The 22,531-nt window shown below is 73.5% G+C and carries 18 protein-coding genes; 6 read left to right on the top strand and 12 right to left on the bottom strand.

Annotation, left to right across the window (positions count from 1 at the left end; genetic code table 11):
* Positions 1–520: TIGR04282 family arsenosugar biosynthesis glycosyltransferase (locus tag BCD48_RS16770; RefSeq protein WP_071049446.1), on the bottom strand; the 520-nt coding region annotated here is incomplete at its 3' end.
* 50 nt (positions 521–570) lie between these two features.
* Positions 571–1,251: a glycosyltransferase family 2 protein gene (locus tag BCD48_RS16775; RefSeq protein WP_071049338.1), complete on the bottom strand. Its 681-nt coding sequence runs from the start codon at positions 1,249–1,251 to the stop codon at positions 571–573.
* 163 nt (positions 1,252–1,414) lie between these two features.
* On the opposite strand from BCD48_RS16775, the gene BCD48_RS16780 reads away from it, so the two are divergent.
* The 3 genes from BCD48_RS16780 (at position 1,415) to BCD48_RS16790 (ending at position 4,528) form a co-directional block, all read left to right on the top strand.
* Positions 1,415–2,143 (top strand): response regulator, encoded by a 729-nt coding sequence (locus BCD48_RS16780; RefSeq protein WP_071049339.1) that lies wholly within the window; start codon positions 1,415–1,417, stop codon positions 2,141–2,143.
* Positions 2,144–2,209: 66 nt separating this feature from the next.
* Complete coding sequence (locus tag BCD48_RS16785; protein ID WP_071049340.1) at positions 2,210–3,391, top strand: sensor histidine kinase; 1,182 nt, start codon at positions 2,210–2,212, stop codon at positions 3,389–3,391.
* A gap of 93 nt (positions 3,392–3,484) precedes the next feature.
* A complete protein-coding gene (locus BCD48_RS16790; RefSeq protein ID WP_071049341.1) occupies positions 3,485–4,528 on the top strand; it encodes an SDR family NAD(P)-dependent oxidoreductase in 1,044 nt (347 codons plus the stop codon).
* 151 nt (positions 4,529–4,679) lie between these two features.
* Here BCD48_RS16790 and glmS read toward each other — a convergent pair whose 3' ends face one another.
* The 7 genes from glmS to BCD48_RS16825 all read right to left on the bottom strand — a co-directional run bounded on the left by glmS (position 4,680) and on the right by BCD48_RS16825 (position 14,707).
* Positions 4,680–6,506 (bottom strand): glutamine--fructose-6-phosphate transaminase (isomerizing), encoded by a 1,827-nt coding sequence (gene glmS, locus BCD48_RS16795; RefSeq protein WP_071049342.1) that lies wholly within the window; start codon positions 6,504–6,506, stop codon positions 4,680–4,682.
* 58 nt (positions 6,507–6,564) lie between these two features.
* Entirely contained in the window at positions 6,565–6,834 is a 270-nt protein-coding gene (locus BCD48_RS16800) for an HU family DNA-binding protein (protein ID WP_071049447.1), read from the bottom strand.
* A gap of 320 nt (positions 6,835–7,154) precedes the next feature.
* Positions 7,155–8,093, bottom strand: a complete 939-nt coding sequence (locus BCD48_RS16805; RefSeq protein WP_071049343.1) for an SWIM zinc finger family protein — start codon at positions 8,091–8,093, stop codon at positions 7,155–7,157.
* Entirely contained in the window at positions 8,086–11,220 is a 3,135-nt protein-coding gene (locus tag BCD48_RS16810) for a DEAD/DEAH box helicase (RefSeq protein WP_071049344.1), read from the bottom strand. The genes BCD48_RS16805 and BCD48_RS16810 overlap by 8 nt, the downstream gene beginning before the upstream one ends.
* Before the next feature lie 243 nt (positions 11,221–11,463).
* Positions 11,464–12,132, bottom strand: coding sequence for a hypothetical protein (locus tag BCD48_RS52280; RefSeq protein WP_198543276.1), 669 nt, complete (start codon positions 12,130–12,132; stop codon positions 11,464–11,466).
* A gap of 53 nt (positions 12,133–12,185) precedes the next feature.
* Positions 12,186–12,932, bottom strand: a complete 747-nt coding sequence (locus tag BCD48_RS16820) for a hypothetical protein (RefSeq protein WP_241841784.1) — start codon at positions 12,930–12,932, stop codon at positions 12,186–12,188.
* Between the two features lie 737 nt (positions 12,933–13,669).
* Positions 13,670–14,707 carry a patatin-like phospholipase family protein gene (locus BCD48_RS16825; protein ID WP_071049345.1) on the bottom strand — a complete coding sequence of 346 codons (1,038 nt, stop codon included), beginning with the start codon at positions 14,705–14,707 and terminating at the stop codon, positions 13,670–13,672.
* Positions 14,708–15,043: 336 nt separating this feature from the next.
* Here BCD48_RS16825 and BCD48_RS16830 point away from each other — a divergent pair, with 336 nt between their 5' ends.
* Both BCD48_RS16830 and BCD48_RS16835 read left to right on the top strand, forming a co-directional pair.
* Positions 15,044–15,508: an NUDIX domain-containing protein gene (locus tag BCD48_RS16830; protein ID WP_241841785.1), complete on the top strand. Its 465-nt coding sequence runs from the start codon at positions 15,044–15,046 to the stop codon at positions 15,506–15,508.
* 98 nt (positions 15,509–15,606) lie between these two features.
* Positions 15,607–18,774, top strand: coding sequence for an ATP-binding protein (locus BCD48_RS16835; RefSeq protein WP_071049347.1), 3,168 nt, complete (start codon positions 15,607–15,609; stop codon positions 18,772–18,774).
* 97 nt (positions 18,775–18,871) lie between these two features.
* Here BCD48_RS16835 and BCD48_RS16840 read toward each other — a convergent pair whose 3' ends face one another.
* The 3 genes from BCD48_RS16840 to BCD48_RS16850 form a co-directional block, all read right to left on the bottom strand.
* Complete coding sequence (locus BCD48_RS16840; RefSeq protein ID WP_071049348.1) at positions 18,872–19,690, bottom strand: ABC transporter permease; 819 nt, start codon at positions 19,688–19,690, stop codon at positions 18,872–18,874.
* A complete protein-coding gene (locus BCD48_RS16845; protein WP_071049349.1) occupies positions 19,687–20,700 on the bottom strand; it encodes an ATP-binding cassette domain-containing protein in 1,014 nt (337 codons plus the stop codon). The genes BCD48_RS16840 and BCD48_RS16845 overlap by 4 nt, the downstream gene beginning before the upstream one ends.
* 148 nt (positions 20,701–20,848) lie before the next feature.
* The gene (locus BCD48_RS16850) at positions 20,849–22,102 is read right to left on the bottom strand and encodes an MFS transporter (RefSeq protein WP_083418757.1); all 1,254 of its coding nucleotides are present in this window, start codon (positions 22,100–22,102) and stop codon (positions 20,849–20,851) included.
* 89 nt (positions 22,103–22,191) lie between these two features.
* On the opposite strand from BCD48_RS16850, the gene BCD48_RS16855 reads away from it, so the two are divergent.
* Complete coding sequence (locus BCD48_RS16855) at positions 22,192–22,527, top strand: ArsR/SmtB family transcription factor (protein WP_071049350.1); 336 nt, start codon at positions 22,192–22,194, stop codon at positions 22,525–22,527.
* Positions 22,528–22,531 lie beyond the last annotated feature (4 nt).

The following is a 22,531-nucleotide window of genomic DNA, read 5'->3' on the forward strand; positions in this document are numbered from 1 at the left end:
GGACAGGCAGCGTCGTGACCAGCAGGCCGGCCTGGGCCAGTCGTTCCCGCTGCCGGGCCCCGGTGTCCGGCCGGGAGGTGGCGACACCGCGCAGCAGGCGGCCGTCGGGGCGGCGCAGGCCGAGCGCCCACCACCCGCCGTCGGCGGCGGGGCCGAACACCGCGTCCGCGCGGGCCAGCGCGCGGCAGGCGTCGGCGAGCAGCGCCGGGGTCACCTGTGGGGTATCCATGCCGATGAGGAGCGCTGGGCCGGCGGCGGCGTCGAACGCGGCGGCAAGCCGGGCGTCGAACGGTCCCGGGGCCTGCGGGACCACCTCGATCGGCGTCCGCAGCCACGGGCCGACCGCGCCGTCGAGCATGAGCACGGGCCTGACCGGCCCGATGCCGGGAAGCCGGGTAAGACAGTCGACGGCGGTCAACGTGTCCGCGATGGCCGCCTCGGCCACGGCCGCGGCCTGAGCCGGGGTGAACGGCGGCGTCAGCCGGGTCTTCACCCGGCCGGGGACCGGTTCCTTCGCCACCACCAGCAACGTCACCGCGGGAGCCGGCTCCACGGGCCACTGATGAGAGGTCACCGCAGACTCGCCAGCGCGGCCGTCATGTCCCGCACCGTGCGGGCAGTGCCGAGCGGCGTCCCGGTCACCTTCGACCGGCCGACCCGGGGGTGGTAGTCGACGTCCGTCTCGACGATGCGCCAGCCGGCCTGGGCGGCGCGCAGCAGGAGCTCCAGTGGGTAGCCGAAGCGGCGGTCGGTGACCGGCAGGCGCAGCAGCTCCTCACGGCGCGCGGCCCGCATCGGCCCGAGATCGTGGACTCCGACGCCGCGACGGCGCAGCCGCTGGGCGACGATCGCATTGCCGATCCGGGCATGCGGCGGCCAGGCCCGGGCGGAGGTCGGCCGGCGGCGTCCCAGGACGAGGTCGGCGCGTCCGGCCACCAGCTCGGCGAGGAGCCGGGGAAGCTGCGCGGGATCCAGCGACGCGTCGGCGTCGCATACGCAGACCACGTCGGCGTCCGCCGCGAGCAGGCCCGCCTGCACCGCCGCCCCGTAGCCGCGCTGCGGCACGTCGACGACCACGGCGCCCCGCTCGCGGGCCAGCCGCGCCGAACCGTCGCGGGAGCCGTTGTCGGCGACGACGGCGCGATATCCGGGTGGTATCCGGTCGAGGACCCAGGGCAGTGCCTCGGCCTCGTTCAGGCAGGGGAGCACGACGTCCACCGACACCGACCCCTGGTGACTTTGCGTGAGCATGATCGCGACTCTAGTGACCGTCCGCCAACATCGACCCTTACCGAATAAGGAAATCCGGCAGGCAGGCGACCATCACTCGAGGGCGGGCCTAGGTCTGCTTACGAACCTGTGACGGCCTGCCCGGCGCGGTCCGTATCGGGCTCCGGCGACCTATGGTGACGGTGTGCCCCGTGTCCTCGTCGTCGATGACGACGCCACTGTGGCCGAGGTCGTCGACCGCTACCTGCGCAACGCCGGCTTCGACGTCGACCGGGCCGCGGACGGGCTCGCGGCACTGCGGATGGCGGAGGCCACCGCCCCCGACCTGGTTGTCCTGGACCTGATGCTCCCCGGTCTCGACGGCATCGAGGTCTGCCGCCGGCTGCGGGAGCGGGCCCCCATCCCGGTGATCATGCTCACCGCGCGGGGCGAGGAGGGCGACCGCATCGCCGGCCTCGAGTGCGGCGCGGACGACTACGTGACCAAGCCGTTCTCCCCACGAGAACTCACGCTGCGGGTACGGTCCGTGCTGCGCCGGGCGAGCGAGCCACCGCCGGCCGGGGCCGGGGTCCTGCGTGCCGGCACCCTCGTCGTCGACGCGGCCGCCCGCACCGCCACCCGCCACGGCGTTTCGCTCGGGCTCACCGTCCGTGAGTTCGACCTGCTGGTGTTCCTGCTGCGCCACCCCGGCCGCGCCCTTACCCGGGCTGAGCTGCTGGAACAGGTATGGGGCTGGACCTACGGTGACCCGTCGACCGTCACCGTGCACATCCGCCGACTGCGGGAGAAGATCGAGGACGACCCGACGACCCCACGGCTGCTGGTCACCGTGTGGGGCGTCGGCTACCGATATGACCCGCCGGCCGCGGCTGACCCAGATCCCGCGGGCCGGTCCCACGCCGCCGACGGGTAGGTCCCGGCAGGCCGGCCAGAAGGCCGGTGGGTAGGTCCTGCCGTTCGCCAGGAGGGAGACGCTGTCATGAGCGCGGACCTGCAGGTCGTCGGAATCGCCCTGGCCTGCTCGGCGGTGGCAGCGCTGACTGGTGTCCCGCTGCTTCGCCTGCTGCGCGCCCGGCCGCTGTGGGCCACCGCGGGCGTGCTCTGCGTCGTTCCGATCCTGGCGGTCGCGGCCGGCGTGGCCGGTACCGCCCGCGCCATGTTCCTCTCGCATCACGACCTACGGGTCGTGCTGATCGTCGTCGCCGTCTCCGCGGTGGTCGCGGCCGCATCCGCGGTGCGCCTCGGCCGGCCGGTCGTCGCGGCCACCAGTTCACTGACCCGCGCGGCGGACACACTGGGCGGCCCGGTCTACCAGCGGGCCGACCGGGTCCCGACGGCCGAGCTGACCGCCCTGGCACGCACGCTCGACGCGACACACGTTCGCCTCGTGGAGGCGCGCGAACGCGAACGCGCGTTGGAAGCCAGCCGGCGCGAACTGGTGGCCTGGATCAGCCACGACCTGCGCACGCCGCTGGCCGGGATCCGGGCCACGGCGGAAGCGCTCTCGGACGGCCTGGTCACGGACGCCGGGACGACGGCGCGTTACCACCGGCAGATGCTCGCCGACGCCGAGCGGCTGACCGGCATGGTCGACGACCTCTTCGAGCTCGCCCGGCTCCAGGCTGGAGCGCTCGAGCTGGCGTTGGAGAAGGTCTGCCTGGCCGACATCGTGTCCGACGCCGTCGCCACCGTCGATCCCATCGCCCGCGCCAGGAGGGTCGTCGTCACCGGTAGCGCCGACGACGCCGTCTATGTCGACGCGGACGCCACCCAGGTCGGCCGGGCGCTGATCAACCTGTTGGTCAACGCCATCCGCCACACCCCCGACGACGGCACGGTCGAGGTCCAGGTCGAGCGGGCGGGCGGTGCGGCACGCGGCGGCGGGGAGGGCGCGGCGGACGACAGCCGGGCGATCGTCGCGGTCGCCGACCGGTGCGGCGGCATCCCCGCCGAGGACCTGCCCCGGCTGTTCGACCTCGGTTTCCGCGGGGAGACCGCGCGTACCCCGGGTGACGGTGGCGATCATCCTCATCAGCCGCGGGTACGGTCCGGCATCGGGCTGGCCATCGTCCGAGGCATCGTGGAGGCCCACGGCGGCGACGTCACCGTCCACAACCAGCACGGCGGCTGCCGCTTCGTCGTCGCCCTCCCGGCCGCCTGAGCTCCTCCGGAGCTCCTCGGGAGCTCCTCGGGAGGAGCAGGCTTCCGCGGCTCGTAAGATCCGGCGGGCCCCAGCGCCGCTAGCGTCGCGGACATGCGGGTCCTTGTCACCGGCGGCGCCGGCTTTATCGGTTCCCATATCGTCGACGCACTGGTCGACGCTGGTCATGCCGTACGGGTGCTCGACGCCCTGCTTCCAGCCGTGCACCGCACGAAACCCTCAGTCAACGACGCCGCCGAGTTCATCACCGGGGACGTGACCGACCAGACCGCGGTGGACGCGGCGCTCGACGGGGTGGACGCCGTCTGCCACCAGGCGGCCATGGTCGGCCTCGGGGTCGATCTTGACGACCTGCCCGTCTACACCACCCACAACGACCTTGGCACCGCGGTCCTGCTCGCCGCGATGGCCCGCCGCGGCATAGGGCGGCTCGTACTGGCCAGCTCGATGGTCGTCTACGGCGAAGGTGGATATCGCTGCGCGGCCGACGGGCCGGTGCGCCCCGGCCCCCGGCAGCCACCCGACCTGGACGGCGGCAGGTTCGAACCGCCCTGCCCATGCTGCGGTGCCCCGTTGCGATCGACGCCTGTCACCGAGGACGCGCCGCTGGACCCGAGGAGTGTCTATGCGGCCACCAAGGTCGCTCAGGAACACCTCGCGGCCGCCTGGGCCGCGGCCACCGGTGGCACCGTTCTGGCGCTGCGCTACCACAACGTCTATGGCCCGCGGATGCCTCGGGACACGTTCTACGCCGGCGTCGCGTCGATTTTTCGAAGCGCCCTGGAACGGGGCGAGCCACCCCGGGTGTTCGAGGACGGCGGCCAGCTCCGCGACTTCGTCCACGTCCACGACGTCGCCCGCGCCAACGTGGCTGCGCTGCGGCACAGTTCCATGCCTGGCCGGCTCGTACCGGTCAACGTCGGCTCCGGGCAGGCCCACACCATCGGCGAGATGGCGTGCGTACTGTCCCGCGCCTTCGGCGGGCCTGTGCCCGTCGTCACCGGCCAGTACCGGGCCGGCGACGTCCGGCACATCGTCGCCTCGTCCGACCGCGCCCGCGAGCTCCTCGGCTACCAGGCGGCGGTTTCCTTCACCGAGGGCATCACCACCTTCGCCCACGCCCCGCTACGGAGGTGAAGCCGGAAGCCGAACCGCCTCGGCCTGGGCCGCGACTGGGACCACCGAACCGACAGCGACGGGGCGGCAGCGGTAGACGGGCGCGGAGGTAGAGCTCTCACGACTCCTGGACGTCGCCGACTGTGCCGTCGTCGACGCGACCGCCGGTGGGCTACTCGACGGTGACGGACTTCGCGAGGTTGCGGGGGCGGTCAACGTCGTGGCCGAGTGTCACGGCGGCGTGGTAGGCGAGCAGCTGCAGGGGGATGCCGAGGAGGACCGGGTCCAGTTCGGGCTCGTTCCGAGGGACGACGAGCACCTCGTCGGCGGCCGCCTTCAGCTCGGGGTCATGGCCGACGGCGAGGACCCGGCCGTCGCGTGCCTTCACCTCGGCGACCGTCCCCAGGTTCTTGTCCCGCAGCTCGTCGTCGGGGATGACCGCGACGACGGGCCGGTCGGGGGATATCAGCGCGAGCGGGCCGTGCTTGAGCTCGGACGCCGGATAGGCCTCGGCGTGCAGGTACGCGACCTCCTTGAGCTTCAGGGCGCCCTCCGAGGCCACGACCGCGCCGCGGACCCGGCCGACGTACAGCATTCCCGGGTAGGAGGCCCAGCGGGCCGCGACCTCCCGGATCTGCTTCTCGGAGGCGAGGATCTCGGCGATCTGGCCGGGCAGCGCCCGCAGCCCGGCGATCAGCCGCCGCCCGTCCGCGGGTGACAGATCCCGCACCCGGCCCAGGTGAAGCGCGAGCAGCGCGAAGGCGACCGCGGTCGCCGTGTAGGTCTTCGTGGACGTCACCGACACCTCCGGCCCGGCGTGCAGGTAGATGCCGCTGCCGCACTCCCGGGCGATCGCGCTGCCGACCATGCCGACCACGCCGACGACCCGGCCGCCCTTGCGCTGGACCTCCTGGACCGCGGAGAGCGTGTCGTAGGTCTCCCCGGACTGGCTGACGGCGACGTACAGCGTGTCCGGCTCGATGACCGGATTGCGGTAGCGGAACTCGGCGGCCGGCTCGGCGGAGGCGGGGATGCGGGCGATCTCCTCTACGAGCTGCGCGCCGAGCCGGCCCGCGAGGTAGGCAGAGCCACAACCGAGGATGACGACCCGGCGGATCTCCCTCGTCTCCCGGGGGGAGAGGCCGAGGCCGCCGAGGTGCGCAGTGGCGAACCGGTCGTCGATCCGGCCGGTGAGTGCCCGTTCGACGGCGGCGGGCTGCTCGTGGATCTCCTTGTGCATCCAGTGCGGGTGTGGGCCCAGCTCGTAGGCCATCGGCTCGATGTCGACGACCTCCGGCACCCGGCTCGCCGGCGCACCGTCGCGATGTACCTCGTAGCCGCCGGCGCGCAGGACGGCCAGGTCGCCGTCCTGAAGGTGGACGACGCGGCGGGTGTGGGTCACCAGCGCGGACAGGTCGGAGGCGGCCAGTACCTCGCGCTCGCCGACGCCGAGCAGCAGCGGACTGCCGTTGCGGGCGACGACGATCTCGTCGGGCCGGGTCGCGTCCAGCACGGCGATGCCGTACGTACCGGCGATGTGGCCTAGCGTGATCCGGACCGCGTCGGCGAGTCCCCGCTCACCCGCGGCGAACTCTCGGGCAATCAGGTGCGCGAGCACTTCCGTGTCCGTGTCGGAGGCGAACACGACGCCTTCCGCGGTGAGCCGGGCACGCAGCTCCGCGGCGTTCTCGACGATCCCGTTGTGCACGACCGCGACCCGGCCCGCGGTGTCGAGATGCGGGTGCGCGTTGACGTCGCTGGGCACGCCGTGGGTCGCCCAGCGGGTATGCCCGATCGCGGTCGTCGCCGTCAGACGTTTCGGCAGCCGCGCGGCGAGGTCGTCGACCCGGCCGGCCGTCTTGTGCACCGCCATTTTGTCGCCGCGGTCCGGAATGGCGAGACCGGCCGAGTCGTAGCCGCGGTATTCCAGCCGCCGCAGCCCGTCGACGACGAGAGGGACGGCTGGCCGGCGGCCGATGTAGGCGACGATCCCGCACATGTGATCTGCCCCTTCCGGGGTGCTAGTGGACGTCGAGATGTCCTGAGCAGGGAGGTCCTCAGCCGTAGACGAGGCGACGCAGTTGCCGCGAGGTCAGGCTGTCGGACCGGAACCGCTGGTCGGCCAGCTCCCGGCCGATCTGCCCGAAGATCGTGTCGTTGGTCAGTCCCTGGCGCTGCAGCTCGCGGTGCCGGCGGCGGACCCAGCAGTCGGGCGTCTCGTCGTAGTAGGCGAGAACATCGGCGACGACCCGGGCCGCCTCGGCCTGGCTCAGGTCCGTCGTCTGGGCCACGTGAGCGACGAGGTCGGCGGGCAGCGACACGGGCATGCGGGCCACGATGCCGGCCCGTCGGGCGCCAAAGCCAGCTTCCTGCCCGAAATCGGGCAGGAAGCTGGCGAGACGCGGAGTCTTGTTCGCGATCCGGGGCCCAGAGGCGTCCCGCGACGCGGCGCGGACATCTGGGCGGTCGCCAACCCGTACAAGGCGAGAACATGCCTGAGCCCCTGGGCCTGGGGCCGGAGGAAAGCGGGATCAGGGTTTGCGGGCGAGGGCGCCGTAGACGCTGACCTGGCGTCGGGGGTCGGGGGCGCGTACAGCTGCGTGCTGACCCACTTGGTGGCCTGACTCCCCACCCCGCACCCGCGGGGTCAGCCTGGGTCTCTCGGCGTGTCCTGCGTGCTCGTCGCTCGTCGCTGTGCCGTGAAGAGCTGGTATGCGGGGCGCAGCGCCTCGCGGAGGTCGCCGAACGGTTCCACCGCCAGTGGCCCGCACAACTCCAGCAGGATGTCGGGGCGCGCCGCCGGCGCGTGTCGATCAGATGCGGCGCCCCGGCGATCGGCCGGGACTGGTGATGACCAGAACGCGGAGACAGACCGGGGGAGCGGCTCCGCGCCTTCGTCAGCCGGGCCCGTCGCCGTCGTCGCCGCCATCGTCGGGGTGTCCGGCGGGCCCGGTTCCGCCCGCGGCCATCCCGGTCCCGCCGGCCAGGAAAAGGTGCGCGTGCCGCGTCCCGCGCGGGCGGCGGGGTGCGGGCGGAGGCGTCGGATCTCCCCCAGGAGGGCGTCGCGCTCCCGGCCGCGCAGCGCCAGGAGCACGAACGGGTCGAGGTCGATCGTGTCGGCGAGCTGGTGGCAGGCCGCCACGAGGTGCGCGCATGGCCGTTGCCAGTCGGAGCACGTGCAGTCCATCGCGAGGTCGTCGGCACGGGTGGGGAAGAGGGACAGCCCGAGCGCGGCGAAGGCCGGCTCGATACCCGCCGGCATCGAGCCGGCCAGCAGCGCGGCGGCGTACCGCGCCTCGGACGCGAGCGCGTCCTCGACGCGGCGCCAGTCGGCGTCGCCGAACGTCCGGACGGCGAGCCGGGCCTTGTGCAGGTCCTCGCCCTGGTCGCGGACCATCGCGACGACGAGGTTGCCCGATCGCCGCACGCTCAGCACGGCCTCGGTGCGTACCAGGACGCGACCGGCACGCAGCGGATCGGGCAGGCTCATGCCCTCGATCAGCGCGAGGAACCGGGACGACCACCAGGCCCGCCCGCCTCGATGGCCGCGGCCTCCGCCGCCCCCGCGGGCGCCCGGGTCAGTCATGGACGGCCTCGGGCGCGAGTGCGACGAGATCTCGCAGCTCGTCGGTGGACAGCGACGCCAGCCAGCTCTCCCCACCGCCGACGATGGTCCGTGCCAGCGCCGCCTTGTCCGCGAGGATCCGGTCGATGCGCTCCTCGAGCGTGCCCATGCACAGCAGCGTCTGGACCCACACGTCGCGCCGCTGCCCGATGCGGTGGGCACGGTCTGTCGCCTGCGCCTCCACCGCCGGGTTCCACCAGCGGTCGATGTGGATGACGTGGTTCGCCGCGGTCAGGTTCACGCCGGTGCCGCCGGCCTTGAGGGAGAGCAGGAACACGCCCGGTCCGCGCCGGGTCTGGAAGCGCTCGACGAGCGCGTCCCGCTCGGTGGCCCGCAGGCCGCCGTGCAGGAAGGACACCTCGACCCCGAGCCGGGTGGACAGGTAAGGCGCGAGCATGGCGCCGAAGCGGGCGAACTGGGTGAAGCAGAGCGCTCGCTCGCCGCCCGCGACAACCTGCGCGAGCACCTCCTCCAGCCGGGCGAGCTTCCCGGACCGGCCGGGCAGCGCCGAGCCGTCCCCGAGCAGGTGGGCCGGATGGTTGCAGACCTGCTTGAGCCGCGTCATCGCCGCGAGTACGACGCCGTTGCGGCGCACCGGGGACGAGGCGTCCCGCAGCCGCGCCATCATGTCGTCGACGACCGCCCGGTACAGCGACGCCTGCTCCGTCGTCAGCGTGCACAGCTGGCGCAGCTCCACCTTCGCCGGCAGGTCACGCAGCACCGACGGGTCGGTCTTCACCCGGCGCAGCACGACCGGGCGGATCCGCCGGCGCAGCCGGATGGTCGCGTCGGTGTCGCCGTAGCGCTCGATCGGCACCGCGTAGCGGGCGCGGAACGAGCTGGCCGAGCCGAGCAGGCCCGGGTTGACCACGTGCATGATCGACCAGAGGTCGCCGAGCCGGTTCTCCACCGGAGTGCCGGTCAGCGCGATCCGGTGGCGGGCGGTCAGCTGGCGGACCGCGCGGGCCTGGGCGGTCGCGGAGTTCTTGATCTGCTGTGCCTCGTCCAGGACGAGCCGCTCCCACGCGACCGGGCGGAACTCGTCGACGTCGCGGGCGAGCTGCGTGTAGGTCGTGAGGATCAGGTCATGCCCGGCGGCGGCATCGGCCATCGCCACGTTCCGCGGCTGGTGGGCCGAGTGGTGGATATGGACTCCCAGGCCAGGCGCGACCCGCTCCGCTTCTCGCAGCCAGTTCCCCAGCACCGAGACCGGGCAGACGACGAGGGTGGGCTCGCGGCGGGCGGCGCCCTGTGCGGTGCCCCGGGTGAGCAGCTCCAGCGCCAGGACCTGGATGGTCTTGCCCAGGCCCATGTCGTCGGCGAGGAGCGCGCCGACCCCGAGCCGGTCGAGCAGGGCGAGCCAGGCCAGGCCGTGCGCCTGGTAGGGGCGCAGGCGCACGCCCAGGCCGGCGGGCGGCTCGACCAGCGGCGGCGGCCCCGCGCCCGGCTGGCGGTCCGCGCCGGCGAGCAGTGCGCCGAGCCAGCCGTCCGCCGCCACCTCGACCTCCGCGCCGGAGGCCTCGTCACCGTCCCAGCCGGGGCCAAGACCCGTGTAGGCGAGGACGTCCCGGACGGTCATCCGGCCGCCGGCGGACTGCCGAGCCAGGTCGAGCCCGGCCAGCGTGCCCGGGTCCACCCGGGTCCACCGGCCCCTGACCTTGATGAGCTCGGCCTTGGCCGCCGCCAGGCCGTCGAGCTCGGCGCGGCTGAGCTCGACATCGCCCAGGCTGACGGCCCAGCGGAAGTCGACGATCTGGCCGAGGTCCGTCGTGATGTCACGCAGGATCGGCGTCACCGGATTCACCGCGCGCACGGTGAGCCGGGGCGCCGGCCGGACTGGCCGCGTCCACCAGGACGGCACGAGCACCCCGAAGCCCTCCTGCTCGAGGGCACCGGTCACGCCCAGGAACTCCTGTGCCTGTTCGAGGGTCAGGTCCATTCCGGTCGGACGGGCCTCGCGCAGGGCCCGGCCGAGCCCGGGCCACACGGCGACGGCCCGCCCGAGCCCGGCGAGCAGCGACTCCTCGGCGTCGGTGGCCCACGCCGCCGGCCCGGCGGGCCGACGCCGCCAGACCTGGCCGGCGGACACCTGGACACCGGGGTCCTCGACCGCCTGCAGCAGGAAGTCGACCCGCCAGGCCTCGTCGTCGCCCGGGGCCGTCCTCGACAGGGCGCCCGGTTCGCCCAGCCGGAAGCACACCCGCACCGGCCACGCCCTGGTGCCGCCCGAATGCCACGCACCGACCTTCGCGGCGAGCTCGCCGGCCGCGGCGCCCGCGGTGGTGCCGGCGGCGGTGGTGAAGCGCGGCTCGCCGCCGAGGGCCCGCAGCCAGCCGGCCGTCGCGCTGCCCAGCGGCGAGCGCCGTGCCCTGGGCGCCGCCGGGTCCGCCGGGGCCCTTGGCACAAGGCGGGCCCGCCGAAGCCGGCCGCGGGCGTGGGCGTCCACGAGATCGTCGAGCGTGGCGCCCAGTGCCTCGGCCGGATCGTTCCCGGCGGCGGCGTCCTCGCCGGCGGCCCGGAACGCCGGCGGCATGGCGGCGGTCAGTTCGTCGAACCGTTCGGCGTCCGGCCCGGTGAGGACCGGCCGCCAGTGTGCCAGCGGCTGCGCGCCGTCCCACCCGACCGCCGGAAGGACCCGGCCACGGTCGACCAGACCTGCCGCGAACGCGTCGACGGCCAGCAGGAACAGCGCGGAGGCCCCGAGCTGGAACGATTCGCCCGACTCCCGCGGTGGGCCGAGTGCCAGCGGGGCATCCAGGCGGATCGTGTCGACCAGCCAGCGGCGGAGGACCGGGCTGTGGGCATCCGCCCCCTCCCCGCCAGGCCCAGGCGCGGCGTCGGCCACCGCGGCCGCGAGGTCCGGCGACGCCAGCGGTCCCGTGGCCGCGCTCGGCAGGAGCACGGCGAGCTGCCCGGCCGCGGCGGATCCGCCGGTGACGAACGGCGCCAGCTCCGAGGGCCGGGCCGCGAAGGGATGGGGTGACGGCCCGCCGTCGCTTCCTCGCGGCGCCTGGCCCCATCGCCGCGTGTCCTCGGCCCACAGCCGGACCCCGCCGGTGGCCGCGCGGACGCCGTGCACGACCAGCATCGCCCCTCCCAGGGGCCGTTACCCGGGACCGGGCATCTCCACAGGGCTTGCCCCTGAGCTTACGTAGGCCCCGGCACTACCAGCGGACCGCCAGCACGATGACGATGACGGAACCAGGGCGGCTCGACGGCGCGGATGCAACGCCGACGCCCCGGCCGGGCGGGACCTGTGGTCCGAGCCTGGACGGGGCGTGGGATGGCGACGCGTCAGGTCAATGGGACGGTCGGGCGGTCGGTCGGGTACTCAGCGATTGCTGAGGACCTTCTCGAAGAAGTCCCGGTAGCCGCGTAGTGCCCGGCGCAGGTCCTCCGTGGACGCTTCGCCGTGCGTGTGCCACGCGTCCCGCAGTCCCGAGTGCTCACGGTTGATCCGTTCGGTCAGCGTCCGCACGGCGTCGTCGACGAGTCGATCGGCCTTCTCGACGGCCTCCCGCGGATGGTCGACGAACTCCAGCAGCACCTGCCGCCAGGCTCCAGACTGCCCGTCGCCCGCGGTGCCCTTGTCGGCAGCGATGTCGGTGTCGGCGGCAGAGTCGGTGTCGGTGTCGGCGGCGGTGCCGACGCCGACGGGGGTGCCAGCATCGGTGCGGGCGCGGGAGTCGGTGCCGACAGGAGTGTCGGCAGCGGTGCCGGTGTCGTCCACGTCGGTGCCGGCCTCAGGCGCGTTCGCCTTGTCGAATGCCCGGGTACCCGGGAGACCCGCGGCCGCCGGCTCATCCGCGCGGCTGTCGCCGGTGGCGCCACGAATGCCGGGGGGCGAGACCTGCGGAGTCGGCACCATCGCCCCGTCCAGGGCCACGATCCGATGCTCCGCGGTGGTATCCGCGGGCACTGGCTGGTTCGTCGGTACGGGCCTGGGCGTGTTCGGGGACGCCGCCTCGTCCGCGGATGGTCGTCGTTCGAACAGGCTCATATCGCGTCCTCCTCGGGGTCATGCTGGCGGGGGTTCCCGCCCGGCTCCTTCGCTCAGGGCCGCACGCGCGGCTCATGGGCCGGCGGGCGGTGCATGCCCGCCATGCCGGCGTCGGCATCGGGGCTTGTCGGCTCCTTCGCCCACCGGCGGACGGACTCGTGCCCGGCCGCGGGCGGGACGGCGGCGCGTCGCCGAATCCCGGACATGGCCGGGGGCCGGCCACGGTCTTCGGCGCCCGCCCGTTGCAACCTCGCCCGCTCCGAGCCGTCCACGAGCCACGCGAACAGCTCCCGGTACTGAACGAAGGCCGACCGCAGCTTCTCGGTGCCCCCACCGTTGACCTGGCTGGACGCCGCGGCCTGAGCCTGCCGGTAGGGCCCGGCGACCTCGGGACGGTCGGCCGAGATCAGCTCGACGCGCTCGTCGAAGCCCGCCTCCGGATAGCCGCGGGTCCGCATTACGTCCGCGATGAGCAGGTCCGCCTGCCGGGTGGCCTCGGCCGGGTCGTCCACGAACTGGCTCTGCAGCCCGTCCCAGCGGGCGACGTAGCCGGCGCGCTCGCGGTCGTCGAGGGGGCGGATGTCGAGTTCGTCGCGGCGGCGCGCGATTTCCGCGAGTTTGAGCTCGGCCGTGCGCCGGTCACCGCTCTGCTCGACCGCGCGGTCGTATTCCGGGCCGAACCGGCGGCGCAGCATATGCGTTCCGCCTCCGGGCCGGCCGATACGGTGGACGAACACGAGCGCGACCGCAGCCAGCGCAATCACACAGAGCGCCAGAATGGTCCATCCCAATGCCGACACGGCGCAACCTCCGTATGATCACTGCCTGCCTGTTACGTTTCGCCTGCTACGTCCGCTGCGGTACCCGGGAGCATCGGGGGTAAACACCGCGGATCGGCGGCCCGGCGGCGAGGCCGTCCATCCGATACCTCCCGTTCGGCCCCGCGCACCGCCGAAGCGCTGGTCGCGGGTCTGTCCGTCGCGTCCGTCGCGTCACATCCCGCGCGCCCGGAATGCGGCTGCCCGGTCCGCGGTGGGCTCCGGAGCGGGCATTCCGAAACAGTTCAGGCGTTGACGCGCCGCTGAGGCGACCGAGATCCGACGGGGCGGTGTGCGTAGCCTGCGGCGCAGAGGCGCGGCGGGAGAACGAGCGGACCGAGGAATCAGCCCAAATCCGCGATGCCGGCCTTGGCTCAATGCGACGGCGCCCCTTCAACGAGTTCGCCGCGAGTTCGCCGCGCCGTCTGGCCGCAACACCTCCATGGCCCCGCCCGCCTCGGCTCCTCCCGGCGCGACATCGCCGGCCAGGCCGCGTCGGCCAGGCCGCGTCGGCCAGCGGCCGGTGATTCGGCCAGGGACCGGCGATGACGCAGCTGAGCCCCGGGTATTCCACGTTGACGACGAGGCAGCGGCCCGGCCGCGTCAAGTTCGGTGACGCGTAGCGTCTGACTGATCGTTGACCTGCTGGAGCAGGCCGCGGGGCGAACGTTCGCTGAAGCGGCACCAGGCATCCATGGCGGCCGCGGTGGCCGTGGCCGTCAGGCCAGTCCGGGCGCTGGCGCCGTGATCGTGCGGCGGAGCCAGGCCGGCGATGGGGCCGGAGACGGCGCCGGGACCGGTGCCGGATCACGCAGCCAGTCCACGGTGAGCCGGTAGCCGCCCGCGATCAGGTTCCGGGTGCCGCGGAAGTCGAACGGGTTCACGGTCGCCGAGCCGGGTGTGGGCAGCAGGTACACGGTCCCGCGGACGGCGGACATGTCGGCCCAGGCGGCGTTGCCGAGGATCTGGTTGACCGCGCGCAGCGCCAGCGCGAACGCCCCGCGCGGGACGAGCTCGGGGGTGGCGGCGCTCGGGGTCGGGCCGACCGAGGGCAGCACGTAGGTCGTCGTCGCCCCCAGGCTCTCGGCCTGCCGGACCGGCGTGTCGGCGCTCACGCCGCCGTCGATGAGCCGTCGCCCCTCGATGGTGACCGGGGGGAAGACACCCGGGTAGGCCGAGGTCGCCAGCAGGGCCTCGACGGCGTCGCCGTTCGAGAGCACGACCGGGTGCCCGGTCGCCAGGTCGGTGGTGACGACGTGGGCCGGGATGACCGTCTGCTCCAGCTGGGACACCACCAGCCCGCTTTCCAGCAGGTGGCGCAGCCCGGTGCTGGAGGCCAGCCCGTCCTGCCGGCCGATCAGGCCACCCACCAACGCGCGGGGGGACAGTGGCGCCACGTCCTTGCGACGCATCGATGCCCATACTCCGGCGAGCCGTTCGATGCCCTCGACGGTGGGGTCACTGGCGTACGCGACGGCGTTGAGCGCGCCGGCCGAGGCGCCCACGACGAGGTCCGGGACGATGCCCGCCTCGGTCAACGCCCGCAGCATGCCGACCTGGGCCGCGGCGAGACTGCCCCCGCCCTGCAGGACGAACGCGACCCTGCCTTCGCTGGAGCCCTCCCCGGCGTCCTCCGGTCTGCCCGAGTCCCCGGCGCCGCCGGCCCGCGGGCCCGGCGCCGGGCGAGCGCCGTCCCGCGGCTGGCCCGAGGGCGGGGGCAACTGAAACGGCTGAGAGGGAAGCAGCGGCGCGGTCATCGGACCTCCCGGACGTGTCCAGTCGCCTCAAGGGCCCGCTGCCCACCTGGAGGGCACCGCCGCCCGAAAGCCAATGTCAGGCTATGACATTCCCCTCAACGTCGTCACCACTATGCGTTATGCCACATGACGGAAAGGGTGTGCTAGAGCACATTCGGTGACCTGGGTGCGCCCTTGGGGGCGGCTGTGCGGCGCACCGGCGAGCGCTCTCGCCGTCGGGCTGCTCCGTCGCCGGTCGCGGCATCCAGGGTGGACCGATTATGGTCGGGGCCCATGCAGAATTCGTTCTGCTCGTACTGTGGTACGAGGTATGGGCCCGACGCGACGTGGCCACGGGTGTGCGCCGCCTGCGGTGAGACGACGTGGCGCAATCCGACTCCGGTCGCGGTGGCGCTGCTGCCCGTCGTCATGCCCGAGGGTGGGCGCGGTCTGGTGGTGGTACGCCGCGACATCGACCCCGGTCGTGGTGAGCTGGGGCTGCCCGGCGGCTTCATGGAGGTCGGCGAGGTCTGGCGGGAGTCCACGGTCCGGGAGCTGCGTGAGGAGACCGGAATCCTCGCGGACGCGGCCGACGTGCGGCTGTTCGACGTGCACAGCGGCCGGGACGGCGGGGTCCTGCTGGTGTTCGGCCTGTTGCCGGAGCGGCCGTGGGCCGAGCTGCCGCCGGTGACCGCCACGGACGAGACCACGGAGTGGCTGGTGCTCACAGAGCCGCGGCCGCTCGTGTTCCCCACGCACACCGACGCGATGGCCGCCTACTTCGCCCAGCTCGACGGGCACGCCTCGGTCCCCACCGCCTGACCGGCGCCGCTGCTGGCGGCGCCCGATGTCGGTGCCAGCGAGGATCTGGGGGAGCTGACAAGGCCTCCGGCTGATCTGGCCCTCCCTAGACTGAGCGGGTGCCGATCGTCCTGACCGTCCTCGACCGCGTGCGCTGGCGCGGTCAGCCGGTGGTCGGCGAGCGCCCGCAGGCGTTGCTGGCCGCCCTGGTCGTCGGCGGCGGCCAGGCGGTGCCGAGCGACCGGCTGGCCGAGGCGGTCTGGGGCGAGAACGGCCCGGGAAACGCCGGCAAGGCGCTGCAGGTCCTGATCTCGCGGACGCGCGCCCAGTGCGGCCCGGACGCCGTCGTCCGGGACGGCGACGGTTACCGGCTCGGCGTCCCCGTCGACCAGGTGGACGCGTTACGGCTGCGAGACCTGACTCTGCGCGCACGGCGCCTGCTCGCGGCCGGCGACGTGCTCGCGGCCCGCGCGGTCGCGACCGAGGCCATGGCGCTGACGGAGGCGCGGACGGCGGCCCAGGACGGGGACGACCACCCGCTGGCGGAGCTGCGCCGGGGCGCCTCGGCGCACCGGGCGGAGCTCGCCGGGCTGCTGGGCCGCGCGCTGAGCCTGAGCGGAGAGCACACGTCCGCGCTGCCGCGCCTGGGTGAGGCGTTCGACCGAGATCCCTCGGACGAGGCGGTGCTCGTCTGCCTGCTGCGAAGCGAGGCGGCGGTGCGGGGCGCGGGCGCGGCGCTCGACCGGTACGAGAGATACCGGGCCGAGCTTCGCGAGCGGCTCGGCGTCAGCCCTGGCTCCGGGCTCGAGCGGGTGCACCAGGAGCTGCTCCGCCTCGACGAGCCGGTGCGCGCGGGCCTGCACTACGACACGAGCGCGTTGATCGGGCGCACGGATGACCTCAGGCAGCTCACCGCGCTCGTCAACACGGCCCGCGTGGTCTCGATCGTCGGCCCGGGCGGGCTGGGCAAGACCCGGCTGGCACATGTGCTCGGCCGGTCCGTCGAGCTGCCGGTCGTGCACTTCGTCGGGCTGGTGGGAGTCACCTCGCCGGAGGACCTGATCGGCGAGGTCGGCTCGGCGCTGGGGGTGCGCGACTCGGTGCACGGTCGCCGGACTTTGACACCCCAGCAGCTCGCCGACGTGCGCGGGCGGATCGCCCAGCACCTCAGCGCGGCGCCGAGCCTGCTGATCCTCGACAACTGCGAGCATCTCGTCGACGCCGTGGCCGACCTGGTCGCGTTCCTCGTCGCCACCACCAGCGACCTGCGCGTGGTCACCACGTCGCGCGCGCCGCTCGCGATCAGCGCGGAACGCGTCTACCCGCTCGGCTCGCTGCGCGAGACCGAGTCCGGCGAGCTCTTCCGGCAGCGAGCCGTCGCGGCCCGGCCCGACGTCCAGCTTCCCGACGAGGCCGTGACCGACATCGTGACCCGCCTGGACGGCCTCCCGCTGGCCATCGAGCTCGCCGCCGCCAAGGCCCGCATGATGTCCGTCGAGGAGATCAGCCGGCGGCTGGAGAACCGGTTCGCCCTGCTGCGCGGCGGGGTCAGGAACGCCCCGGACCGGCACCAGACCCTGCTCGCCGTCATCGACTGGTCGTGGAACCTGCTGACCGACCCGGAACGCCGCGCGCTGCGCTGGCTGGCGGTCTTCCAGGGCGGAGTGACGCTGGCCGCGGCCGAGGAGGTGCTCGGCGAGGACGCGTTCGGCGCGGTGCAGGCGCTGGTCGACCAGTCGCTGCTGACGGTCGCCGAGACGAGCGCCGGCGTCCGCTACCGGATGCTGGAGACGGTGCGCGAGTTCGGCCGGATGAGGCTCACCCAGGCCGGCGAGGAGGAGCAGGCGCTGCTGGCGCGGCGGGAGTGGGCGATCCGCTACGCCGCCGGCGCGGCGGAGCTGCTGTTCGGGCCGGACCAGTTCGCCGGCATCGACGCGCTCGGCGAGGAGGAGGCGAACCTCGCGGATGTACTGCGCCACGCGCTCGCCCACGCCGACCGGGAGGTCGTCGTCGAGGTGCTGCGCGGCCTGGGCGGGCTGTGGTCGTTGCGTGGCGATCACGCGAGGGTGGCCACGCTGGCCGGTACCGTCGCGGAGGTGGTGGCCGGCTGGCAACCACCGGACGAGCTGGCCGACAAGACCCGGGCGGCCATGGTGATCGTGCTGCAGAACGCGATGATCGGGACGCCGGGGGACCGGGCCAGGCCGGTCCGTGAACTGCTCGTCCGGCTCGGGACGGACGACCGCGGCGACCCGCGGATCAACGCCATGGCGACGGTGCTGCTGGCCTTCGACCCGGATCGGCCCGACGCCGAACCCCGCCTGGATGTGCGGCTGGACGAGTTCGTCGCCTCCCCGGATCCGTCCGTCGCGATCGCCGCGCTGCAGTGGCGCAGCTACCTTCTGGAGAACGCCGGCGACCCGGCGGCCGCGATCGACGCGGCCGAGCGGGCGCTTGCGCTGGTGCGGGAGACGGCCGAGGGCCCGTGGGCCGTGGCGATGCTGCACGCGCACCTCGCCGGCCTGCACATGCAGCTGGGGCATCCTGCCATCGCCCGCCCGCACGCGCAGGCCGCGCTGCCGGTGCTCGAACGGCTCGGCGCCCTCGACGACCAGATCCAGCTGCGCTCGGTCCTCGGGCTGTGCGCGGTGGCCGCCGGCCGCCTCGACGAGGCCGACCAGCACGTCCACACGGTGAACCGGCTCCTGGAGTCGGACAACGTCCTCGGTGGCCTGCTGGCGCTCGGGACGGTCGCGGGGGAGGTCGCGCTCGCGCGGGGCGACGTGGCCGCCGGGCTCGCGGCGTTCCGGCGGGCCTCCACGCGCATGCGCGCCTTCGTCTTTCCGGGTCAGCGGCCGACCGGCGTGGAGCCCTGGCTGATGTTCGCCGACGCCAGCCTGCTGACCGCGCTCGCGTACCACGGCACGGGCGAGGAGATCGCCGAGGGGGCGGAGGTGTTCCGCGGGTGCCTGGCCCGGACGGAGCGCGTCCTGGGCCTGGTCGACCCCTACCTCGACTACCCGGTGTGCGGCATGGCGCTGTTCGCGCTGGGGGTATGGGGTCTGCTGCGGTCCGCGATGCCACCGGCCGAGGCGGTGCGGCTGCTGGTGCTGGCCGAGCGGTTCGCGTACAGCCGGACCATTCCGACGATGTCCTGGGAGAAGATCGCGTCCTGCGCCGAGGAGCGCGAGCCCGGCCGGATCGCCGAGCTGCGCGCCGAGTACGGCGTCCGGCGTGGGCCCGACCTGACCGGCGAGGCACGTCGCCTCGTCGGCCAGGCCGGCTGAGCCCGCCACCACCGCCACCACCATCGCCTCCCGTGACTCCGGCGGGGGCGTCCGCGGGGTCCGCGAGAGCGGGGCGTTGCCGCGCACCCTCGGTCCTCTAGAGGTGCCGCTTGTAGAGCTTGACGGACAGCGGCGCGAACACCGCGATGACGATCACACAGGCGACCAGCGTCCAGCCCGCCTCAACGGACACGTGGGCGTGGTTGGCCAGGTCCCGGTCGGCGGAGACCAGGTGGGACACCGGGTTGACCTTGACGAACGCGGCCAGCCAGCCCGGCAGGGTGTCGACGGGCACGAACGCGTTCGACAGGAACGTCAACGGGAACATGATCATCATGGAGATGCCCTGGACGCTCTGGGCGCTGCGCGCGACGGTGCCGAGGCAGGTGAACACCCAGGCCAGCGACCAGCCGGTGATGACCGCGAGCAGGATCGCGCCGACCACGCCGAGCACGCCGCCGCCGGGCCGGTAGCCGAGCGCGAGGCCCATGCCGAAGGTGATCGTCGCCGCGATCGTGTAGCGGAGCAGGTCGGCGACCATCGGCCCCGCCAGCGGAGCGATCCGGGCCATCGGCAGCGACCGGAACCGGTCGAAGACGCCCTTGTCGATGTCCTCGCGCAGCTGCGTGCCGGTGGCCATGCTGGTCGTCAGGACCGTCTGCGCGAGGATGCCGGGGATCATCAGCGGCAGATAGCTCTTCACGCTGCCGGAGATCGCCCCGCCGAAGATGTAGGCGAACATCGCCGTGAACAGGATCGGCTGCAGGGTCACGTCGAAGAACTGCTCCGGGTTGCGGCGCATCTTCTTGGTGGCGCGCCAGGCCATGGTCATGATCTGGCGGAACGTGTCCGCCGGGCTGGGCCGGCTCTGGGCGCGGGCGACCGCCGCGCGGGAGTCGATGGTGATCGTGGTCATCGGGCCACCTCCTGTGGGATCTCCTTGCGCATCGGTCCGGGCACGGTCGCGTCCGGCTGCTCGCTCTCGTCCTCGGCGGTGTCGTGGCCGGTGAGCGCGAGGAAGACCTCGTCGAGCGTCGGCTTGTCGACGCCCACCGAGGCGATGTGGACGCCGGCCTGGCGCAGCCCGATCAGCACGTCGGCCACCCGGTCGGCCGTCTCGAGCGCGACGTTGAGCTGCCCGGACTCCGGGGTGAGGACCGGCTCCTCGCCGAGCTGGCGGCGCACCACGTCCGCGGCCAGGGAGAAGTCCGCGCCCGGGGCCAGGCGCAGCTGCAGCGTCAGGTTGCCCACCGAGGTCTTCAGCTCGTCCGGGGTGCCCTCGGCCACCTTGCGGCCGCGGTCGATCACCGCGATCCGGCCGGCGAGCTGGTCGGCCTCGTCGAGGTACTGCGTGGTCAGCAGGACGGTGCACCCGCTGGCGACCAGGTCGCGGATGGTCTCCCACATCTGCCCGCGTGTGCGGGGGTCGAGGCCGGTGGTCGGCTCGTCGAGGAAGATCAGCGGAGGCCGGGTGATCAGGCTCGCGGCCAGGTCGAGCCGTCGCCGCATCCCGCCTGAGAACTGCGCGATCCGCTTGTCCGCGGCGTCCGTGAGACCGAACTGCTCGAGCAGCTGGGCGGCGGTGTCCCGGGACCGGCGCGAGCTCAGGCCCTGCAGGCGCCCGAACATCCACAGGTTCTCGGTGGCGGTGAGGTTCTCGTCGACGGAGGCGTACTGGCCGGTGACGCCGATCAGCTGCCGCACCCGGTGCGGCTCCCGGCGGACGTCGACGCCGAAGATGGACGCCTCGCCCTCGTCGATCTTGAGTAGCGTCGCCAGCATCTTCAGCATCGTCGTCTTACCGGCCCCGTTGGGGCCGAGCACGCCGAAGATCTCGCCCTCACCGATGTCAAGGTCGATGCCGTCGACGGCTCGGACGTCGCCGAACGCCTTGACCAGACCATGCGCGTTGACCGCGGCTGTCATCGAGTTGCTCCTTCCGGGCCGTTCTCTGATGACCGGCCCTTGGGAACGACTCTGTGGGCGACCGGTTTCACCGTGACCTCAGCACGGTTTCACGGACGTCCGACCGTTTCACGGACGCCTGTTCGGTTTCACGGCCGCCTGGCCGGTTTTACGGAAGCCTGGCCGGGCGCGCGGCCACGGTCGGTCCGGCCGGCTCCGCCCCGAGGCCCTGGGCGGCTCGCGCCCGCCGCTCCGGGGCGGTGGCGGCGACGAGCAGGAATGCCACCGCGGCGAGCAGGGCCGCCGCGGCCGGTATCGCCGAGGCGCCGGCCACATCGAGGGTCACGCCACCGAGGGCCGCGCCGAGGGCCGCGCCGAGGTAGATCGCGGACCCGTTGAGGCCGAGCGCGACGGTGGCGACATCCGGGGCGACGACGAACAGCCTGTGCTGCTGCGGCGTGATGGTCAGTCCGCCGAAGGCCCCGACGGCGAAGACAAGGGCCAGCGCCGGGACGTACCAGGAATGCGCCGGCACCAGCAGGCCGTCGAACACGGCGACCCCGCCGACGCCGACCAGCAGCACCGGCAGCGCGCCGCGACTGTCGACCAGGTTTCCCACCAGCCGGTTGCCGAGGACGGCGCCCAGCCCGGACGCCAGCAGGACGATCACCAGCCGGCCACCCGTGCCGGACCCGCCGAGCACCGCGGGAAGGTAGGAGATCAGCACGAACGCCGGTGCGACCACGGCGACCGTCGCGGCCAGGACCGCGAGCACCGCGGGCCGCGTCAGCACACCCAGCCGAGTGCGCATCGACGTCGGCGGGACATGCGCCCTCGGCAGTCTCGGCACGGCGACCGCGGTAAGCGCCGCGAGCGCCGCGATCGTCCAGAGCACCACCCGCCATCCCCACCACTGCCCGATCAGGACGCCGAACGGGACTCCCAGCACCGTCGACAGCGAGGTCCCCGCGGTGACGGCGGCCAGCGCGCGGCCACGGCGCTGCTCGCTGGCCAGCAGGCCGGCCATGACGTAGGCGTTGGACTGGAAGGCGGCGGCGCCGACGGCCGCGACGACCCGGCCGGCGGCCATGACGGCGAACGAGGTGGCGAGCGCCTGGCCCGCCATGCCGAGCAGGAACAGCGCGAGCCCGCCACCGAGCAGGACGCGCCGGTCCCAGCGTCCCGTGAGGGTCGCGATGATCGGCGACCCCAGCGCGTAGGTGATCGAGAAGATCGTGGTGAGCTGGCCCGCCGTGGACACGCTCACGGACAGGTCGGTGGCGATCCCAGGGAGCAGGCCGCTCAGCACGAACCCGTCGACGCCCAGTACGAAGGTGCCGGCCGCCAGCACGCCGAGCTGCCAGCCACGCAGCCCGTCGGCGGGCGCGACGGCACTTTCATTCGATGCTTGTCGAATCGTCACAACGTGAGGCTAGGGGTAACGTTCGACGGGTGTCAAAGTATTTGGGTCGGCGCATCGGCCGACCGAGCAGCTGAACGGGGCGGCCGACCGTGCCTCGACAGCTTCCGCAGCCAAGCCGTGACTCGCTCGACCTGATCACGATCCTGGCGGCGTTGGCCGATCCGGTTCGGCTCACGCTGATGCGGGCGATGTACGCGCGACCGGGCGCGCACGACTGTGCCGTCGTCGCCGACGGGATCGAGGTCGGCGCGCCGACGATCTCCCACCACTACCGGGTGCTGCGCGAGGCGGGCCTCACCTCGACCACCGTGGAGGGGCGCCGCCGAGTCGTCACGATCCGCCACGAAGATCTCGAGGCGCGATTCCCCGGCCTGCTCGCCGCCGTCCTGGCTCCAGAGCTGGACGACCAGCCCGCTCGCGCCTAACGCC

Source organism: Pseudofrankia coriaricola (genome assembly GCF_001854805.1).
Classification (GTDB): Bacteria; Actinomycetota; Actinomycetes; order Frankiales; family Frankiaceae; genus Pseudofrankia.